The organism is Actimicrobium sp. CCC2.4, assembly GCF_034347385.1.
GTDB lineage: Bacteria > Pseudomonadota > Gammaproteobacteria > Burkholderiales > Burkholderiaceae_D > Actimicrobium.
Window position 1 is genome coordinate 1,427,600 of the sequence record NZ_CP133777.1, and the last position, 18,511, is coordinate 1,446,110.

The following is an 18,511-nucleotide window of genomic DNA, read 5'->3' on the forward strand; positions in this document are numbered from 1 at the left end:
GCCCCCTGACGAATTGGCCACTCACCAGCCGGATTAGAGTAAACCCATTTTTTTCGCGGCCGTCGTCAGCTCGGCACGGAAATCCGGATGCGCGATCGAGATCATTTCGCGGGCACGCTGACTGGCCGATTTGCCGCGCAGTTGCGCCACGCCGAATTCGGTCACCACGTAATTCACGTCGTTCTTGCTGGTGCTGACATGGGTGCCCGGACACAGTACCGGCGCGATGCGTGAAATCGTGTCGCCCTTGGCCGTGGCGGGGACGACGATGAAGGCCTTGCCGCCTTCGGAGCGATTGGCTGCACGGACAAAATCGCTCTGGCCGCCGGTGCCCGAGTAGGGCATCGATGCCAGGCTTTCGGAGCCGCACTGGCCCAGCAGATCGACTTGCAAGCTCGCATTGATGGCCGCGAGTTTGTTGTTCTGGCCGGCCAGGTATGGATCGTTGGTAAAGTCGGACGGATGCATCTCGACCATCGGATTACGGTCGATGAACTTGTAGAGCTTGCGCGAACCAAGCACGAAGGTGCCAACGATCTTGCCCTTCATGTAGGTCTTCTTGCTGCAGTCGACGGCGCCACTCTCGACCAGCGACAGGATGCCGTCGCCGATCATTTCGGAATGGATGCCAAGATTTTTCTTGGCGCTTAGTTGCAGTACCACCGCATCAGGAATCCCGCCGTAGCCGATCTGCAGCGTCGAGCCATCGTCGATCAGATCGGCGACATAGCTGCCGATGGCTTGCTGGACCGGGCCGATGACCGGCATGCCAACCTCGGTGAGGGCTTCGTCGCTCTCGACCAATGCGGTGACTTGCGAAATATGGATGTGGCAATTGCCATTGGTGAAAGGCACATTCGGATTGACTTCCAGCACGATCGCGCGCGCCTTGCCCAGCGCTGCCATCGTGTAATCGGTCCCCAGGCTAAGCGAAAAATAGCCATGCTCATCCATCGGCGAGGCGATCGAAAACACCACGTCAGCGGCGATCAGGCCCTGCCGGATCATGCCCGGAATTTCGGAGAAATAATTCGGCAGAAAATCTGCCCAGCCCGCCTGTCCCGCCGCCCGTGAAGCCGGCCCGAAGAACAGCGCCGAATGCCGCACATTGCTGGCGGTCTCGGGATCGAAGTAGCCGTACTTACGCACCGCCAGAATCTGCAGCACCTTCACATCCTGGAAATCGCGCCGATGTTCTGATAGCGCCGTCAACAGGGTCGGCGGTTCGCCAACGCCGGTCGGCACAATGATCGAATCGCCATTGCGAATCAGACGGATAGCCGCTTCGGCGGTGGTGCGCTTGCTGCGATAGGACTCTTGGGTGGACATGCTGTCTCCTGATGGGGCCGTGATCGTCTTAGCGCGAGTGCGGCGATGATGGTGCCGGACGAATTTTCCGGTTACTTGATGCGTGTAACTCAGCATCATGCGACTGTTTTCTTTCCGCTACCTTACAGCAGCTTGGTTTTGATGGGGGCACGTGGACATCACAGGCGAATGGATCGCGCGACAAGGTACAGGGTTTGCCGCCGGCATTGACGGTGTCCCGGCCCACGCAGACTGATGCCAGGACGTAAAAACGGCGCAGCCACCGGAAAGTGTTTGCGCCATTGTTTGATGAGACCGGATTTCTCCGGCCTGTCCTGGGTGCTTGACTTACCGGCTAGCCATCCCCAGCAACAGTTCATTCAACCGCTTCACGAACGCCGCCGGATCCGTCAGCGCGCCGCCTTCGGCCAGCATGGCCTGGTCGAACAGGATGTTGGACCAGTCATCGAACTTGGCTTCTTCGTATTTCAGGCGTTGCACCAGCGGATGATCTGGATTGATCTCGAGGATCGGTTTCGAGTCCGGCGCACTCTGGCCGGCAGCCTTCAGCATACGCATCAGGTTGCCTGACAGCTCATTCTCGTCGGCCACCAGACACGCCGGCGAATCGGTCAGGCGGAACGTCACCCGCACATCCTTGGCCTTGTCGGCCAGTGCGGTTTTCATTTTCGCGACCAGGTCGTGGTACTGGACTTCGGTTTCTTCGTGCTGCTTTTTCTCGGCGTCGTCTTCGAGCTTGCCGAGGTCCAGTCCGCCCTTGGCGACCGAGGTCAGTTCCTTGCCTTCGAATTCGGTCAGGAACGACAGCATCCATTCATCGACGCGATCCGTCATCAGCAGGACTTCGACACCCTTCTTGCGGAAGATCTCGAGGTGCGGGCTGTTCTTGGCGGCAGTGAAGGTTTCACCGGTGGCGTAATAGATCTTGTCCTGGCCTTCTTTCATGCGGCCGAGGTAGTCGGCGAACGAGGTGGTCTGGGCGCTGTCGTCGGTATGCGTCGACGAGAACCGCAGCAGCTTGGCGATGCGATCCTTGTTGGTCGCGTCTTCGCCGATGCCTTCTTTCAGGACCTGGCCGAACTCGTTCCAGAACGTGACGTACTTGTCCTTTTCGGCTTGCTCGTCATTGTTGGCCAATTCTTCCAGCATCGACAGCACGCGCTTGGTCGAGCCTTCGCGGATCACCTTGACGTCACGCGATTCCTGCAGCAATTCGCGCGAGACGTTCAGCGGCAGGTCGTTCGAATCGATCACGCCCTTGGTAAAGCGCAGGTACACCGGCATCAGCTGCTCGGCATCATCCATGATGAAGACGCGCTTGACGTACAGCTTGATGCCGCCGCGCTTGTTGCGGTCCCACAGGTCGAACGGGGCGCGCGCCGGAATGAACAGCAACTGCGTGTATTCGCTGCGGCCTTCGACGCGGTTGTGCGTGTAGGTCAGCGGCGCTTCGTAGTCATGCGAAACATGCTTGTAGAACTCGACATACTGTTCCGGCGTGATCTCGTTGCGGTTGCGCGCCCACAGTGCGCTGGCCTGGTTGATGGTTTCGAGTTCGGTGGTGACAACCGATTCTTTTTTCTCTTCGTCCCATTCTTCCTTCTGCATCTGGATCGGCAGCGAGATATGGTCCGAGTATTTGCGGATAATCGATTTGAGTTTCCAGTCCGACAGGAACTCATCCTGGTCGGCGCGCAAATGCAACGTGATCGTGGTGCCGCGCTGTGGCTTGTCGATGGCTTCAACGGTGAAGTCACCGGCGCCTTCGGATTCCCAGCGCACGCCTTCTGATGCAGGCAAGCCGGCACGGCGGGTGTCGACCGTGATGCGGTCGGCGACGATGAATCCGGAATAGAAGCCGACGCCGAACTGGCCGATCAGCGCAGCGTCTTTTTGCTGGTCGCCCGAGAGCTGCGAGAAGAAATCCTTGGTGCCTGATTTGGCGATCGTGCCGAGATGGGCGATCGCTTCATCGCGGCTCATGCCGATGCCGTTGTCGGCGATGGTGATGGTGCGCGCGGTCTTGTCGAAGCCGACCGTGATCTTCAGTTCGGCATCGTCTTCGACCAGCGCCGCATTGTTGATGCCCTCGAAGCGCAGCTTGTCGGCCGCGTCGGAGGCATTCGAGATCAGCTCGCGCAAGAAAATTTCCTTGTTCGAGTACAGCGAGTGAATCATCAGCTGCAGCAGTTGCGTGACTTCGGTCTGGAAACCAAGGGTTTGCTTTTCGGTTGTGGTCATTGTGGCCTCGGGAATGGAAATGGATGTTGGTTGCTGCTGACGGGGAACGTGGGGATGGTGTCGATGAATTCAAGGCAGAGAGTTTGACAGCCCGGGATCCCATTCCAGAAGATGGCGAGTGTATCAAAGCGCACTTTTCCAAGTTTCAACTCAATAAACCCGCTTTGCCCTTCATCGCCAGCACATCAATCACCTTCCTGAGCTTGGGCAGCAGATGCCGTGTCTGCGGCCACACTGCATAGATCTCGCTCTCGCAGGTCGACACCGCGTCCAGCATGCTGACCAGCGCGCCGCTGCGCAATGACTCCCTGACCAGAAACGACGGTAGCTGGCAAATCCCGCAGCCGGCCAGCGTCATCGCCAGCACCGCGTCGCCATCGCCGACTTCGTAGGTCGATGGCGGCGCAAAGCGCACTTCCTTGCCATCGGTATCGACCGTGCGCCACGGCATCGGCGTATTGCGCCGGTAGCCGACGATGCAGGCGTGCTGCTCCAGATCGGCAATCGATGCCGGCGCGCCGTCCTTGCGCGCCAGATAGGCGGGCGAGGCGCAGATCAGCAGGCGCTCGCGGCTGAGCAGTTTGGCGACCAGTCCGCCGGACTCCTTGATTTCGCCGAAGCGGATCAGTAGATCGATGCCTTCCTCGATCGGATCGATCAGGTTATCGGTGAAGGTCAGCGTCAGCGTCAGTGCGGGATAGGTCTGCGTCAGTTCGGACAGGATGGGCAGGATCACGCCGCGGCCGAAGGCGGCCGGCATGTCGATGCGCAAGCGTCCACTGGGAACCTGATGGCCGTTTTGCAGCGCCAGTTCAGCGTCGGCGATGCCATCAAGCGCGGTGGCGCAACTGGCGAAGTAGGCGGCACCGTCGACTGTCAGCGTGATTTTCCGGGTGGTGCGATGGAATAGCTTGATGGCCAACCGTTGTTCGAGCCGGGCGATACTTTTGCCGACGGCCGATTTGGTAATGCCGAGGCGTTCTGCCGCTGCCGTGAAGCTGCCGGCGCGTGCTGCTGCGACAAAGATAGCGACACCGGTAAATTGTTCTGCATGGGCCATTGTGGATTTTTAGTCTACTGAGTGGGGAATCAAAGGAGGTTTATTACAGAAAAATTCTACAGTAGACTGGCTCCATTGAAAATCTCGGAGGTACAGCATGCAGAAAACAGCATTGGTAGTAGGCGCAAGCGGCATCGGTGGCAGCAACGTGGCTGCCGAATTGATCGATCAGGGCTGGATCGTCTACGGGCTGTCGCGCCATCCGCGCGATGACATCCCCGGTCTGCGCCCGATCGCCGCCGACCTGCTTGACCAGGCCAGTCTGCAAACGGCGCTGGCCGACATCGCCCCGACCAACGTCTTCCTCACCACCTGGATGCGGCAGGACACCGAGGCCGCCAACATCCGCGTCAATGGCGCGCTGGTGCGTCACGTGCTGGCCGCACTGGCACCCAAAAAATCCGTACGCCACGTGTCGCTGGTCACCGGCCTGAAGCATTATCTCGGGCCATTCGAGTCCTACGCCAGTGCCGGTACCTTGCCCGAGACGCCGTTGCGCGAAGAGCAGCCGCGCTTGCCGGTCGAGAATTTCTATTACGAGCAGGAAGACGAGCTGTTCAAGGCCGCTGCCCGCGACGGCTTCAGCTGGAACGTGCACCGCCCGCATACCGTGATCGGCAAGGCCGTCGGCAATGCGATGAACATGGGCACCACGCTGGCGGTCTATGCGTCGATTTGCAAGGAAACCGGACGACCGTTCCAGTGGCCCGGTTCGCAAGCCCAGTGGGAAGGTATTTCGGATGTGACCGACGCGCGCCAGCTGGCCCGCCAGCTGGTCTGGGCAGCCGACACCGAAGCCGCCCACAACACCGCCTTCAACACCGCCAATGGCGATGTATTCCGCTGGCAGTGGCTATGGGGCCGGCTGGCCGCCTGGTTCGGTGTGGAGGCCGCGGGTTTCGATGGCGCGGTGCGCCCGCTTGAGCAAGCCATGTCGGCCGATCATGCGGCGTGGCGCGAGATCGCCCAACGGCACGGCCTGGTCGAAGCGGACCTGAACCGGCTTGCATCGGCGTGGCATTCCGATCTCGATCTGGGCCGGCCGATCGAAGTGATGACCGACATGACGCGCAGCCGCAAACTGGGCTTCAGCGACTATCAGTCGACCGAAGAATCGTTTACCGAGCTGTTCGCCCGGCTGCGTGCCGAGCGCTTGATTCCTTAAAAAGCCGTGGTCCTACCAGCCTGCGTTACGCGCCATCGGCGGGGTAGCGCAGGCCGATCTGGCTGCGCATCTGGTCCAGGCTGTCGAGCAATGCCACTGTCTGATCCAGCGGCATGACCGGACTTTCCCGCAATCCTGCGCGCAGGCAGCGACCCACTTCGATGGCTTCGTGCGCGTAGCCGTTGCCGAGCAGCGGCATCGTCAGGTGCCGTTCTTCCGCTCCTGTGACATCAATCGTGATGTGCCGGGCTTCCGAAAACGGCCGTGCGATCCGCACCGACCCCAGCGGTCCGGAGATCACCAGTTCGCGCGGCGTGGTCACCCTGAACGAACAGAAGCACGACGACAATCCCCCGCCTGCATGCCGCAACGTGAACGCTGTTTGTTCATCGACGCCGGTCAAGCCGATTTCAGCGATCGCGTGCGCCGATGCCACCGGCCCGAGAAAATACGCTGCCATCGATAGCGGATAGATCCCCAGATCCAGCAGCGCACCGCCACCCAGTGCCGGATCGAGCAAGCGGTGCTCGGGACCGACCCCGGAGTAGTAGCCGAAATCAGCCTGCACATGCTGCGCGCGCCCGATGATGCCGGAATCGATCAGTCGTTTGGCTTCGACGATGCCCGGCAGGAATCGGCTCCACATCGCCTCCATCAGGAAGAGCTCTTTCTCGCGCGCGAGTGCGACGACGCTGCGTGCTTGCTCTGCATGCATCGTGAACGGTTTTTCGCACAGCACCGGTTTGCCGGCCTGCAGGCACAGGCGCGCATTGTCGGCATGCAGCGGATGCGGCGTGGCGATATAGATCACGTCGACCTCTGGATCTGCCGCCAGTGCGGCGTAGTTGCCGTGGCAGGTCGGTACGTCGAAGTCCCGGCCGAACGCCAGTGCGGTGTCTTGCGTGCGCGAAGCGACGGCTTGCAGCTGTGCATCAGGGACATGGCGCAGGGCTTCGGCAAACTGGCGGGCAATGATGCCGGTGCCGAGGATGCCCCAGCGGATTGCTTGGTTCATGGAGTGCTCCGGTGAGGGGGAGGGAGGTGAGTGCGCATGCAATGAGGGTGCAGCATATACCGTAGGCGCGAGAGAGGCGCCGGGTCATCGTGCCCACGCGAATGCACCGGCAAACGGTTGGAATGGGCGAGCATTTCCGGTTCGCTCGCGTGGGCACGATGAGGCCGTGCCCACCCTACGATACTGCCGGCTTGGTCGTGGCGGAGTACAGACAATTTCATCAACCGCAAGCGGGCCATTCGGTGCAATGCCCTTTGGTTATAGCACCCGACGATCATTACCGATCGGGATAAAAATGCTTGCACAGACAGTCATTTGCGCTATTCTTTACCGAACGGTAAAAATATCCCCTCAAAGAAGCTGGCACCATGAAAAATAGCCCGATCGGTAAAAAAAATCCGGTGCATCCGGCAATCATGTCGGTTCCCGAGCTGGGTGCACTGGTGCGTCAGGCGCGCAAGGCCCAGGGCCTGACCCAGGCCGACATCGCCGGGCTGGCCAATACCGGTACCCGCTTTCTGGTCGATCTCGAAAACGGCAAGCCTACCATCCAGCTGCAAAAAACATTGGACGTGATGGCCTTGCTGGGCTTGGAACTGGTGGTGGCGAAGAAGGGAGCGCCACGATGAAGATCACCGGCAACGACGATACCCTTGCCGTGTTCGTGGAGTCGGCGTTGGTCGGCACCCTGTACAACGACCAGCCGCTGGCGTTTGAATATGCCGCAGCAGCGACCCGGGCGCTGACGCCGGAAATCCCGCTGCAAGCCGGCAAGATCAACACCTCCTTTGTTCATGCCTTTTTCGAGAACCTGTTGCCGGAAGGTGACCAGCGCACGCTGATCAGTCTGCGACACCACGCCTCCTCCGTTTTCGGGATGCTGGCGATCATCGGCGGGGACACCGCCGGTAGTACCGTGTTACTGCCATCCGGCCAGCTGCCGCAGCCCGCGTCTTACCAGCGTAGCAGCTGGGAGGCGGTCAATGCGCTGCTGCACGGTGGTGATGGCGCTGCCGGGGAGAGTGGCGAATTGGCCGGTGGTAGCGAATCCGGACCGCGGCTCTTGATTTCCGGCGCGCAGTTCAAGTTGCTCGTTTCAATTGATCCTGACGACAATCCGCTGCTCCCGCTGGGTAACTCACCCTCGACCCATATCCTGAAGCCGGATATGGTGCGGTCCGATATCAAGCTATTCGCATCGGCCCTCAATGAAACCATCGTCATGCGCGCAGCCCATTTGTGCGGCCTGCCCACGGCTGCGGTGCGCTACCGCCGCGAGGTCAAGGCTTGCCTGGTGGAGCGCTATGACCGCTACCGCGATGCCGCCGGCGTCTTGCGACGGCACTGGCAAGCCGACTTTTGCCAGTTGTCCGGCAAGGCATCGGACGTCAAATACGAAGCCGACGGCGGGCCGACATTCGCACAATGTTTTGCGTTGTTGCGCACGCATTCAGTCCTGCCGGCAATCGACCAGCGCAACTTGCTGCGCTGGCTGTTCTTCAATTTGTCCGTCGGGAACAATGACAGCCACGCAAAGAACCTCTCGATCCTGGCGACGCCAGACGGACCGCGTCTGGCACCGTTCTACGATTTGATGAGTACGCGGGTTTATGCGGGACTGGGCAAACAGTTTGCCTTCCAGATCGGTGGGGAGAACCTGCCCGGGAAAATCGGTGCGCCGCAAGTGCAGTCGCTGGCGACATCGCTGGGTGTCACGCCGAAGTATTTGCTGACGATTGCCGGCGACATGGCCAGTAAGGTGGACGCTGCTATCGCGCTGGCAGCCAATGAAATCGGTCGGGATCTTAGCCCGGCCGAGATGGTCATCGCCGGGCGACTGCAGCTGAAAATTGCCGGGATCGTGAAGCAGATGCGGACGAGGATTTTGTCGCGGTGTTGACGTAGCCGGTTATCCCCGCGCCGCCCCGATCTCCCGTTCCAGAAACCGCCACACCCCCGCATCCTCCATCGTCGCCACATTGATCCGCATGCGGTGCGATGGCAACTGGCGTGGCGAGAACAGGCAACCTGGTGCCAGCAGCATGCCGTCGGCCATGGCTTTTTCGGTCAGCGCATTGGTGTCGCAGCCGGCATCGGCCCAGACAAACATGCCGCTGGTGCTGGCGTTATCGACACGGATGCCGATGCGTTCGAGCCGGCGTAGCGTCTTTTCGCGCACGCTGTCGAGACGGCTGCGCAAGCGGTCCAGATGTTTGCGATAGCGGCCTTCGGACAGGATTTTGTAGATCACGCGTTCGCCGATTTCGCTGGTGGTCAGCGTCGACAGGATCTTGCGATCGGCCAGCTGGATCGCCAGTTCGGGCGAGGTCGCAATGAAGCCAACGCGCAAGTTGGCGGCCAGCGTCTTCGAAAATCCGCCGAGGTAAATCACGCGCTGCAACTGGTCCAGCGCCGCGATGCGCGTGGTACTGCCGGCATGCATGTCACAGTAGATATCGTCCTCGACGATCATGAAGTCATGCTGCTCGGCCAGCCGCAAAATCTGGAAGGCCTTGGCCGCCGAGAGCGAGGTCGAGCTCGGGTTGTGCAGCACCGAATTGATCACGTACAAACGTGGCTTGTGCAGCGCGGCCATCTCGGCCAGCCGCACAATATCGGGACCATCGGCCAGGCGCGGGATGCCGATCACCTTGGCGCCTAGCAGCGAGAACGAACCGAACATCAGGAACCACGCAGGGTCATCGACGAAGATGGTGTCGCCCGGCTGCAGAAAATGCCGCGCCACCAGATCGAGCCCCTGCGTCACGCCGGTGGTGGTGATGAATTGCTCGGGCGTGGCGGTGATGTCGAGCTCGGCTAGCTTCAGTTGTAGTTGCTGGCGCAGCGGCAGAAATCCCTGCGGTACGCCGTATTGCAGCAGCAGGTTCTGGTTGCTGCGGGCGACCGAACGCAACGCATTGCCGATCAGGTCGGCATCAAGCCAGTCGTTCGGCAGCAAGCCGCTGCCGGGCATTTTTTGTGGCGGCAACTGGCGGAACATATTACGCACCAGCCAGACCACGTCGAGTTTGGGCGGGGGCGCAGCCGAGGCATCCGGATGCCGTCCGGCGCTGACCATCGCATGCCGCTCGCGCACGTAAAAACCCGAGCCGCGCCGCGATTCCAGATAGCCTTTCGCGACCAGCCTGTCGTAAGCTTCGACCACGGTAAAGCGCGAGACATCGTGCAGGTCCGAGAACTGCCGGATCGACGGCATCCGTGCGCCGATGCGCAACAGCTTGTCGTCGATGCGCAGGCTGACCGAGCGGACGATCTGTTCGACCAGGGATTCGGCGCTGTCGCGCACAAGGAGCGGAGGATTTGTACTGGCCATGGCACCGTGACAGTCTAGAGAAATGAATGGGTAATTGTACTGGTGCTGTACTGGTGTTGTCGATTACGATGAAGCCTCTTCCTGCTTGCGGTGCTGATCATGTCATCCCTGTTTTTTTCTCTGGTTCCTCTGATGGTGTTTGCCTTCGTATCATCGATCACGCCGGGACCGAACAACATCATGCTGACGTCGTCGGGCATCCGCTTCGGCTTCGTGCGCTCGATTCCGCACATGCTCGGTATTGCGTTCGGCTTTGGCGGGATGCTGGCGCTGTGCGCCATGGGCATTGGCAGCCTGATCCTGGCGGTGCCGGTGCTGCACCTTGGACTGAAGGTGGCCGGTTCCGGGTATCTGGTGTACCTGGCCTGGCAATTGCGCCGCATCGCGTTTCGCAAGGACGAGGGCGAGGACCAGCGGCCGATGACTTTTCTGGGCGCTGCGCTGTTCCAGTTCGCCAATCCCAAAGCCTGGGTCATGGCTATCACCGGCGTCGCGGCTTTCCTGCCGGAAGTGCAGCCGGTGGCGCTGGCCATCGCGCTGTTCTGCTTCGTATTCTGTGCGGTCAACCTGCCGTGTATCGCGGTGTGGGCCGGTGCCGGCTCGGTGCTGCGGCGCTATCTGGCACAGCCGGAATGGCAGCGCGTGTTTTGCGTCGTGATGGTCGTGCTGACGCTGTATGCGGCAGCAGCGATCTGGATGTGACGACTGCCGCCGTATAGCGGCGATAATGCGGGGTCAAATTTTTTACTGGCCGGTGGCAGGTGCCGCCGGCAATCTTATTTTCTGGAGACCACCATGTCCGTCTACGACAAACTGACCGCCCTCAATATCGAACTGCCCGCCACCGCCGCGCCAGCCGCTGCCTATGTGATGGCGGTCCAGACCGGCAACACCGTGTTCCTGTCCGGCCATCTTGCCAAAAAAGACGGCAAGGTCTGGGTCGGCCAGTTTGGCAAGAACATCACTACCGACGAAGGCAAACTGGCTGCGCGCGGTATCGCCATCGACCTGCTTGCGACCTTGCAGGCAGCCTGCGGCGGCGACCTCAACCGCGTCACGCGCATCGTCAAGTTGATGAGTCTGGTCAATTCGACCGGTGATTTCACCGAGCAGCATCTGGTCACTAACGGCGCGTCGGAGCTGATCGGCGAACTGTTTGGCGAGCAAGGCAAGCACGCCCGTTCGGCTTTCGGCGTCGCGCAAATTCCGATGGGTGCCTGCGTTGAAATCGAAATGATCGCCGAGATCCGCCCGGCCTGATCGCGTTCAGTCTTACCGGACGCTGCCTATCCGGCATCGTCCGTTCCCGGGGCGGCCACAAGCAGCCCGAATTTTTTATCTCCGGAGACATCATGCCCACCGAAAAAACACCCGCCTTGCAATGGCACTTTGCCGAACGCGCTTTGCGCCTGCAAGGCTCGGTTATCCGCGAAATCCTGAAGATCGCCCAGCGCCCGGAAGTCATTTCGTTCGCCGGCGGCTTGCCGTCGCCGGATACCTTCCCGATCGCGCACATGCAGGCCGCTTTCGACAAGGTTCTGTCAGCCAATGGCCGGATCGCGCTGCAATACGGACCGACCGATGGCTACCTGCCGCTGCGTGAGTGGATTGCCAATTCGCTGTCGATTCCCGGTGTGGCGATTGCGCCGGAGCAGGTACTGATGACGTCGGGCTCGCAGCAGGCGCTCGATCTGATCGGCAAAGTGCTGATCGATGAAGGCAGCAAGGTACTGGTCGAGACCCCGAGTTACCTCGGCGCGCTGCAGGCGTTTTCGGTCTACGGTCCCGAGTTCGTATCGCTGCCGGGCGACGAGGCCGGTTTGCTGCCGGAGGCGGTGGCGTCGGTGGGTGCCGGCGCACGGCTGTTGTATGCGTTACCGAATTTTCAGAATCCGACCGGCCGCACGCTGTCGCTGGAGCGCCGGCGGGCGCTGGTCGAGACCTGCGCCCGCCTTGGTCTGCCGCTGATCGAAGACGATCCGTACGGCGCGCTGAGCTATCGTGCCGCGCCGTTGCCCAAGATGCTGACGATGCATCCCGACGGCGTGGTCTACATGGGATCGTTCTCGAAAACGCTGACGCCCGGTATCCGCCTCGGCTATGTGGTGGCGCCGCTGCCGCTGGTGCGCAAGCTGGAACTGGCCAAGCAGGCGGCTGATCTGCACACCGCGACACTGACGCAAATGGTGGTGCACGAAGTGGTCAAGGATGGCTTTCTGGACACGCACATTCCGACTATCCGTGCGCTGTATGCGGAGCGCTGCGCGACGATGCTGGCGGCACTGAGCGCATTCTTTCCGGCCGGCGTCACGTGGACGCAACCGGAGGGCGGCATGTTCATTTGGGTCACGCTGCCGGCGCACATCGACAGTACGCAATTGCTCGACAAAGCGATCGCACAAAACGTCGCTTTCGTGCCGGGCGCGCCGTTCTATGCGACCAATCCGGTGCGCAATACGCTGCGCCTGAGCTTCGTCACCGTGACGCCGGAGCGCATCCGCGAAGGCATCGAAAAGCTGGGCAAACTGATCGCCGCACAATGCTGACCATGCGCACCTTCGATGCCGACCAGACCGTGTTGGCGCTGCCGTACTCACGTCTGGTGCCGGCCATCGCAATTGCCGCGCGCGAGCTGGCAGCGGGGCAGATCCGCTCACCTGACCGGTTGGTCGTGCCTCTGGATGGCGGCGGCGTCCTGTTGTGCATGCCGGCCACCGCCAGTGACATCGGCGTGACCAAGCTGGTCACTGTCCATCCGGACAATGCGCGCCGCGCGTTGCCGGTGATCCAGGGCGAAGTCGTGGTCTTCGATAGCGCAACCGGTCAGCGGCTGGCGCTGCTCGATGGCCCGACCGTCACCGCGCGCCGTACTGCTGCCGTCACGCTGCTGGGTATTCAAACGCTACTGCCGCGAGCACCGCAATCTGCGCTGCTGATCGGCACCGGCGTGCAGGCGCTGGCGCACGCGGAGGCGCTGATCGACTTCTTCGGTATCGGCGATTTCCGGATTGCGGCACGTGACGTTGGCAAGGCCGAATTATTCTGCGCGGTGCTGCGTTTGCGGTACCCGCAGATCACGGCAACGGCGCTGTCGAGTACGTTCGACGAGGTGCCGGTGACGGACGTCGTCATCGCCCTCACGACCTCGCGCACGCCGGTGATTCCCGCGCAGCTTGATGCAAGCACGCTAGCCATCGGCGTCGGTGCATTCAAGCCGGAGATGGCGGAATTTCCGGCCGCGCTGCTCAACACCCGCACCATCGTCGTCGATGACCTCGCCGGTGCGCACCACGAAGCGGGCGACCTGATTCAGGCGCAAGTCGACTGGACAGCAGTGCGTGGCTTGGCATCGGTGCTCGATGGCGGCTTGCCGGCATCGGCCGTGCTGCCGGTGTTCAAGACCGTCGGGCAGGCTGCCTGGGATCTGGCGGCGGCGCGGGTGGCGCTGGGCGCCTGACGGTCGTTCAACTTCATCAAGGAAAATCCCATGCTTGTCCTGCGCCCCGGCTGCGAAACCTGCGACACCGACCTGCCACCTGATTCAGGCAGCGCCATGATCTGTTCCTACGAATGTACGTTTTGCAGTGATTGCGCCGGCACGCTGCTGCACAATACCTGCCCGAATTGCGGCGGCGAACTGGTGCGCCGGCCGGTGCGGCCGCAAGCCCGGCTGGTGAACAGTCCGGCCTCGAGGGAACGTGTCTACCAGCCGCTGACCGGCGAGCGGTTGACGCGCCATGCTGCACTGGTCGCGCAGTACCACGGTGTGTTGCCAGCGCAGCGCTAAACCGCCGGGTGGTGGAAGACTTGCCGCAAATACGCCAGAAAAGTTTCGTCGGTACACAGCGTCTTGCCCGGCGAATCCGACAGCTTGGCCACCGGCTGGTCGTTGCAGATGATCAGCTTCATCACGATATTCAAGGGCACCAGGCCGACATCATTGGTCAGGCTGGTGCCGATGCCGAAGCCGGTCAGCACGCGGTCGGCAAAATGCCGGTACAGCGCCAGCGCGCGAGGCAGGTCGAGGCCGTCGGAAAACACCAGCCGCTTGGTCTGCGTATCGATGCGCAGTTTGGCGTAGTGAGCCAGCGCTTTTTCGCCCCAGATCACCGGGTCGCCCGAATCGTGGCGCAAGCCATCGAACAGCTTGGCGAAGTACAGGTCGAAGTCGGCCAGGAAGGCATCCATGCCGACCACATCGGTCAATGCGGTGCCGAGGTCACCGCGATATTCCTGCACCCAGTCTTCGAGGGCCGCTTTCTGGAAATCGCGCAGGCGCACGCCGAATGACTGGTACGACTGCAGGTATTCGTGCGCCATCGTGCCGATGGGCGTGAGTTGGTATTTGCGCGCCAGCCAGACATTCGAGGTGCCCTTGAAATACTGCGGCACGCTGGTGGCCAGCGTACGCACGACCTCGTCATGCCAGGCACCGGAGTAGCGCCGGCGCAGGCCGAAATCAAAAAATGCGAAACCGTTTTTGCGTAATGGTTCATCACCGAATGCGGTCAGCGTGGCGATCTTTTGTTGCAGGCGATGGCGTCCTTCTGCCAGCGCCGCCGCCTGATCCGAGCCCCGGAAATACAGCTCGTTGACGATCACCAGCACGAAGATCTCGAAGCCGGTCACATGCACTTGCGGACCGCGCGCATGGATAGACAGCGTGTCGCCTTCGACGGTGACATGGATGAACTTGCGCTGGAAACGGAACACCGTCAGGAAGTCGACGAAGTCGCTTTTCATGTAGCGCAGGCTGCGCAGGTAATCGAGTTCATCGTCGGCAAATGCGAGCGTGCACAGGTGATCGAGCTCGCGTTCGACATCGGCCTGCAGTTGCGCCAGCGGATACGCCGGCGTGTTGCGACAAGTGAAGGCGTATTCGGTTTGCGCATCGGGGTGGCTGTGCAGCAGCGCCTGCCACATCGTGAACTTGTAGAGGTCGGTTTCGAGCAGGCTATGGACGATGGGAGGCATGGGTGTGGTTCAGAATTTGACGGTTTCGCCGTGACGCAGTACGCCAAATTCACCGGCCGGTACGGCAGCATCCTTCAGCGCCTGAATAAGCGCCTTTGGTGGTTCATCGAGTGGCTCATCGGTCAGCTCGAAGGTGCCCCAATGGATGCCGATCGAGCGTTTCGCGCGCAGGTCACGATGGATGCGTACGGCTTCGGTCGGGTTGATGTGCTGCGGCGCCATGAACCAGCGCGGCGCGTACGCACCAATCGGCAGGAGTGCCAGATCGGTTTGCGGAAAGCGTTTGGCGATGTCGGTGAAGTCGGCCGAATAACCGGTGTCGCCGGCAAAGAAAAACGAAAACGGCTTCGTTGCCGCCGCATCGGTACGCACCATCCAGCCACCCCACAGCGTCTCGAAACGGTCGGTCAGCGTGCGCGCCGACCAGTGCTGCACCGGCACCAGATGCAGGTCCAGTCCGGGCACGCTGGCATGCTGCCACCAGTCCAGTTCGCGCACGTTGGTGATGCCGGCGTCGGCCATCCATGCCTTCAGCCCGAGCGGCACCAGAAACAGCGGCGGCCCGCCGGCCTGTTTGTTGAGCTGCTGCACGCTAGGCTTATCCAGATGGTCGTAATGGTTGTGCGAGATCAGCACCACGTCGACATGCGGCAGCTGCGCAACGGTCATCGGTACGCGCACCTTGCGCTTCGGGCCATAAAAACTGACCGGCGACGCGCGCTCCGAAAAGATCGGGTCGGTCAGGACATTGACGCCATTGACCTGCATCAGCACCGTTGCATGGCCGATCCAGGTCGCGCTGGTGACGCGTTGGTTTTGCGCCAGCCAGGGCAGATCGGGACTGTCGACCGGGAACTGGTAATTGTTGGCCGGTGGCTTGGGCAAGCCTTGCGTGATGCGCTCCCATTGCCACTTGAAGAACGAGCCGCCGCTGATGGCACCCTCCAGATAATTATTCTGGTAGCCGTCTTTCGTGTGATGCGACGGCGGGGGCGCACTGGCCGGTTCGGCCACTACGCAACCCATGCACAGCAGTGCCGTGGCCAGCGTGACCAGGCGCTCGAGCGCTCTCATGAGATCGCCGTCAAGGTGTGCGGCTTGAGCTTGGCTTCCAGCGCCTTGCCTTTGCGGGCGCGCTTGCCGGTGTGCAGCGCCATGCCGTTGGCCGATAGACTGACTTCCTGCGCCTTGCCGCCACGGCCTATGCCGGATACAAGCACGCCGCGCTGGCTGACCGGTTGCGCAGCCAGCAGTTTTTCGCCGTCTTCGAGTGCCATCAAAATCATCCCGCGCCCGCCGCTCATGGTCTTGAGTTCATCGAGACCGAACACCAGCAGCCGGCCTTCCCCGGACAGGCAGGCCACGGAACTGGCCGACGGCGTTAGCACCTGTGGCGGCAGCGGCAAGTCGCCAGCGTCCAGCGTGATGAAAGCCTTGCCGGCCTTGTTGCGACCGACCATGTCGGCGGCGCGGGCAATGAAGCCGTAACCGGCGGTCGACGCGAGCAGCATCGTGGTCGCGGCGCTGCCGGCAAAGTAATGCAGCACCGTGCTGCCGCTGGCCAGCTCGACCAGTGCGCTGATCGGCGCGCCATCGCCGCGCGCGCCGGGCAGGGCAGACACGGCGATCGAATAGATCCGGCCGTTCGAGCCGAAGGCCAGCAAGGTGTCGAGCGTGCGGCATTCGAAGGTGCTGTACAAGTCATCGCCGGCCTTGAACGCAAACTGCGCCGGGTCGTGGCCGTGGCCGGTGCGCGCGCGCAGCCAGCCTTTTTGCGAGATCACGACCGTCACCGCTTCGTCGACCACTTTCTGTTCGACGGTGGCGCGTTCCGCCGCCTCGATCAGCGTGCGGCGGGCGTCGCCATAGCGTTTTTCATCGGCTTCGATTTCCTTGATGATCAGCTTCTTCATCGCGCCGGGATTGTTCAGCAATTCTTCCAGCGTGCTTTTCTCAGTGCGCAAACCGGCCAGCTCCTGCTGGATCTTGATCGCTTCGAGCCGGGCCAATTGACGCAGGCGGATTTCGAGGATGTCTTCGGCCTGCCGGTCGGATAATTTGAAGGCACCCATCAGCGCGGGTTTCGGCTCGTCCGACTCGCGGATGATGCGGATCACTTCGTCGATATTGAGCAGGATGGTTTCGCGCCCTTCGAGGATGTGGATGCGGTCCTCGACTTTTTTCAGGCGGAAATGGCTGCGCCGGGTCACGGTGTCGAAGCGGAACGCGATCCACTCGCGCAGGATGTCGCCCAGACCTTTCTGGCGCGGCCGGCCATCGCCACCGATCATCACGAGATTGATCGAGGCGCTGGTCTCCAGCGAGGTTTGCGCCAGCAGCATGTTGGTGAATTCGGTCTGGTCCTGGTTCTTCGACTTCGGTTCGAACACCAGTCGCACCGGCGCTTCGCGGCCGGATTCGTCGCGTACCGCATCCAGCAGCGACAGCATCAGCTGCTTCTGCGCCATCTGTTCGGGCGAGAGCGCTTTCTTGCCGAGCTTGATTTTCGGGTTGGTCAGTTCTTCGATTTCTTCCAGTACTTTTTGCGCCGAGGTGCCGTGCGGCAGTTCCGTGACGACCGCTTGCCACTGGCCGCGCGCCATCTCTTCGATCTTCCACAGCGCCCGTACTTTCAGCGAGCCGCGTCCGTTGGCATACATCTCCGACAGCGCTGCCGCCGACGTGATGATCTGCCCGCCGCTCGGAAAATCCGGACCCGGAATGATGGCCATCAGCTCGGCATGCGTCAGCGCCGGATTGCGGATCAGCGCCACCGCAGCTTGGGCCACTTCACGCAAATTGTGCGACGGGATTTCAGTGGCCATGCCGACCGCGATGCCCGACGCGCCATTGAGCAGCACGAACGGCAGGCGTCCCGGCAGCAGCGACGGCTCTTCGGTCGAGCCATCGTAATTGGGCTGGAAGTCGACCGTGCCGAGGTCGATTTCATCGAGCAGCAAACTCGATATCGGTGTCAGACGCGCTTCGGTGTACCGCATCGCCGCCGCGCCATCGCCATCGCGCGAACCGAAGTTGCCCTGGCCATCGATCAGCGGATAGCGCAATGAAAATCCCTGCGCCATCCGCACCAGCGCGTCGTAGACCGACTGGTCGCCATGCGGATGCAATTTGCCGAGCACGTCGCCGACCACCGCCGCAGATTTGCGCGGCTTGGCGGCAGCGTTCAGGCCGAGCTGGTTCATCGCGAACAGGATGCGACGCTGTACCGGCTTCTGGCCGTCGCTGACATCGGGCAAGGCGCGACCCTTGACGACCGAGATCGCATAGTCGAGATAGGCACGCTCGGCGAAAGTCGCCAGCGTCAGGGTTTCGGCGCCGTCCGGTGGTTCCGGGGTGTCGCCGTCAAACAGGGTGGCTTGTTCAGTCATGGAT

Annotated in this window: 16 protein-coding genes; 8 read left to right on the forward strand and 8 right to left on the reverse strand. The window is 61.6% G+C overall.

Going from position 1 to position 18,511, the window contains the following annotated elements; genetic code table 11:
• Nucleotides 1–33 precede the first annotated feature (33 nt).
• From RHM62_RS06630 to RHM62_RS06640, 3 genes are all read right to left on the reverse strand, one after another.
• On the reverse strand, nucleotides 34–1,329 hold the full coding sequence (locus tag RHM62_RS06630) for an acetyl-CoA hydrolase/transferase family protein (protein WP_322124744.1): 1,296 nt from the start codon (nucleotides 1,327–1,329) through the stop codon (nucleotides 34–36).
• 327 nt (nucleotides 1,330–1,656) lie between these two features.
• Complete coding sequence (htpG, locus tag RHM62_RS06635) at nucleotides 1,657–3,570, reverse strand: molecular chaperone HtpG (protein ID WP_322124745.1); 1,914 nt, start codon at nucleotides 3,568–3,570, stop codon at nucleotides 1,657–1,659.
• Nucleotides 3,571–3,715: 145 nt separating this feature from the next.
• A complete protein-coding gene (locus RHM62_RS06640) occupies nucleotides 3,716–4,630 on the reverse strand; it encodes a LysR family transcriptional regulator (protein ID WP_322124746.1) in 915 nt (304 codons plus the stop codon).
• A gap of 97 nt (nucleotides 4,631–4,727) precedes the next feature.
• Here RHM62_RS06640 and RHM62_RS06645 point away from each other — a divergent pair, with 97 nt between their 5' ends.
• Nucleotides 4,728–5,795, forward strand: a complete 1,068-nt coding sequence (locus RHM62_RS06645) for an SDR family oxidoreductase (RefSeq protein WP_322124747.1) — start codon at nucleotides 4,728–4,730, stop codon at nucleotides 5,793–5,795.
• Between the two features lie 25 nt (nucleotides 5,796–5,820).
• Here the strand turns inward: RHM62_RS06645 and RHM62_RS06650 are convergent, their stop codons facing one another.
• Nucleotides 5,821–6,810 carry a Gfo/Idh/MocA family oxidoreductase gene (locus RHM62_RS06650; protein WP_322124748.1) on the reverse strand — a complete coding sequence of 330 codons (990 nt, stop codon included), beginning with the start codon at nucleotides 6,808–6,810 and terminating at the stop codon, nucleotides 5,821–5,823.
• Between the two features lie 368 nt (nucleotides 6,811–7,178).
• On the opposite strand from RHM62_RS06650, the gene RHM62_RS06655 reads away from it, so the two are divergent.
• Together RHM62_RS06655 and RHM62_RS06660 are read left to right on the forward strand one after the other, a co-directional pair.
• A complete protein-coding gene (locus RHM62_RS06655) occupies nucleotides 7,179–7,439 on the forward strand; it encodes a helix-turn-helix transcriptional regulator (RefSeq protein ID WP_009666417.1) in 261 nt (86 codons plus the stop codon).
• Nucleotides 7,436–8,710 (forward strand): type II toxin-antitoxin system HipA family toxin, encoded by a 1,275-nt coding sequence (locus tag RHM62_RS06660; protein WP_322124749.1) that lies wholly within the window; start codon nucleotides 7,436–7,438, stop codon nucleotides 8,708–8,710. Before RHM62_RS06655 ends, RHM62_RS06660 begins: the two co-directional genes overlap by 4 nt.
• Nucleotides 8,711–8,719: 9 nt before the next feature.
• Here the strand turns inward: RHM62_RS06660 and RHM62_RS06665 are convergent, their stop codons facing one another.
• Nucleotides 8,720–10,144, reverse strand: coding sequence for a PLP-dependent aminotransferase family protein (locus RHM62_RS06665; RefSeq protein WP_322124750.1), 1,425 nt, complete (start codon nucleotides 10,142–10,144; stop codon nucleotides 8,720–8,722).
• A 99-nt stretch (nucleotides 10,145–10,243) separates the two neighbouring features.
• Between RHM62_RS06665 and RHM62_RS06670 the strand changes: the two genes are divergently transcribed.
• The 5 genes from RHM62_RS06670 (at nucleotide 10,244) to RHM62_RS06690 (ending at nucleotide 13,931) form a co-directional block, all read left to right on the forward strand.
• Nucleotides 10,244–10,846, forward strand: a complete 603-nt coding sequence (locus RHM62_RS06670) for a LysE family translocator (protein WP_322124751.1) — start codon at nucleotides 10,244–10,246, stop codon at nucleotides 10,844–10,846.
• A 93-nt stretch (nucleotides 10,847–10,939) separates the two neighbouring features.
• On the forward strand, nucleotides 10,940–11,404 hold the full coding sequence (locus tag RHM62_RS06675) for a RidA family protein (protein WP_322124752.1): 465 nt from the start codon (nucleotides 10,940–10,942) through the stop codon (nucleotides 11,402–11,404).
• A gap of 92 nt (nucleotides 11,405–11,496) precedes the next feature.
• Entirely contained in the window at nucleotides 11,497–12,690 is a 1,194-nt protein-coding gene (locus RHM62_RS06680) for a PLP-dependent aminotransferase family protein (protein WP_322124753.1), read from the forward strand.
• A gap of 2 nt (nucleotides 12,691–12,692) precedes the next feature.
• On the forward strand, nucleotides 12,693–13,601 hold the full coding sequence (locus tag RHM62_RS06685) for a delta(1)-pyrroline-2-carboxylate reductase family protein (protein WP_322125341.1): 909 nt from the start codon (nucleotides 12,693–12,695) through the stop codon (nucleotides 13,599–13,601).
• A 30-nt stretch (nucleotides 13,602–13,631) separates the two neighbouring features.
• Nucleotides 13,632–13,931, forward strand: a complete 300-nt coding sequence (locus RHM62_RS06690) for a DUF1272 domain-containing protein (RefSeq protein WP_322124754.1) — start codon at nucleotides 13,632–13,634, stop codon at nucleotides 13,929–13,931.
• On the opposite strand, the gene pncB is transcribed toward RHM62_RS06690, so the two are convergent.
• The 3 genes from pncB to parC are packed head-to-tail and all read right to left on the reverse strand — an operon-like array spanning nucleotide 13,928 to nucleotide 18,507.
• Nucleotides 13,928–15,118: a nicotinate phosphoribosyltransferase gene (gene pncB, locus RHM62_RS06695; protein ID WP_322124755.1), complete on the reverse strand. Its 1,191-nt coding sequence runs from the start codon at nucleotides 15,116–15,118 to the stop codon at nucleotides 13,928–13,930. The two genes, RHM62_RS06690 and pncB, sit on opposite strands and share 4 nt — an antisense overlap.
• A gap of 9 nt (nucleotides 15,119–15,127) precedes the next feature.
• Nucleotides 15,128–16,192, reverse strand: coding sequence for an MBL fold metallo-hydrolase (locus RHM62_RS06700; protein ID WP_416172294.1), 1,065 nt, complete (start codon nucleotides 16,190–16,192; stop codon nucleotides 15,128–15,130).
• On the reverse strand, nucleotides 16,189–18,507 hold the full coding sequence (gene parC / locus RHM62_RS06705) for a DNA topoisomerase IV subunit A (protein ID WP_322124756.1): 2,319 nt from the start codon (nucleotides 18,505–18,507) through the stop codon (nucleotides 16,189–16,191). Before parC ends, RHM62_RS06700 begins: the two co-directional genes overlap by 4 nt.
• Nucleotides 18,508–18,511 lie beyond the last annotated feature (4 nt).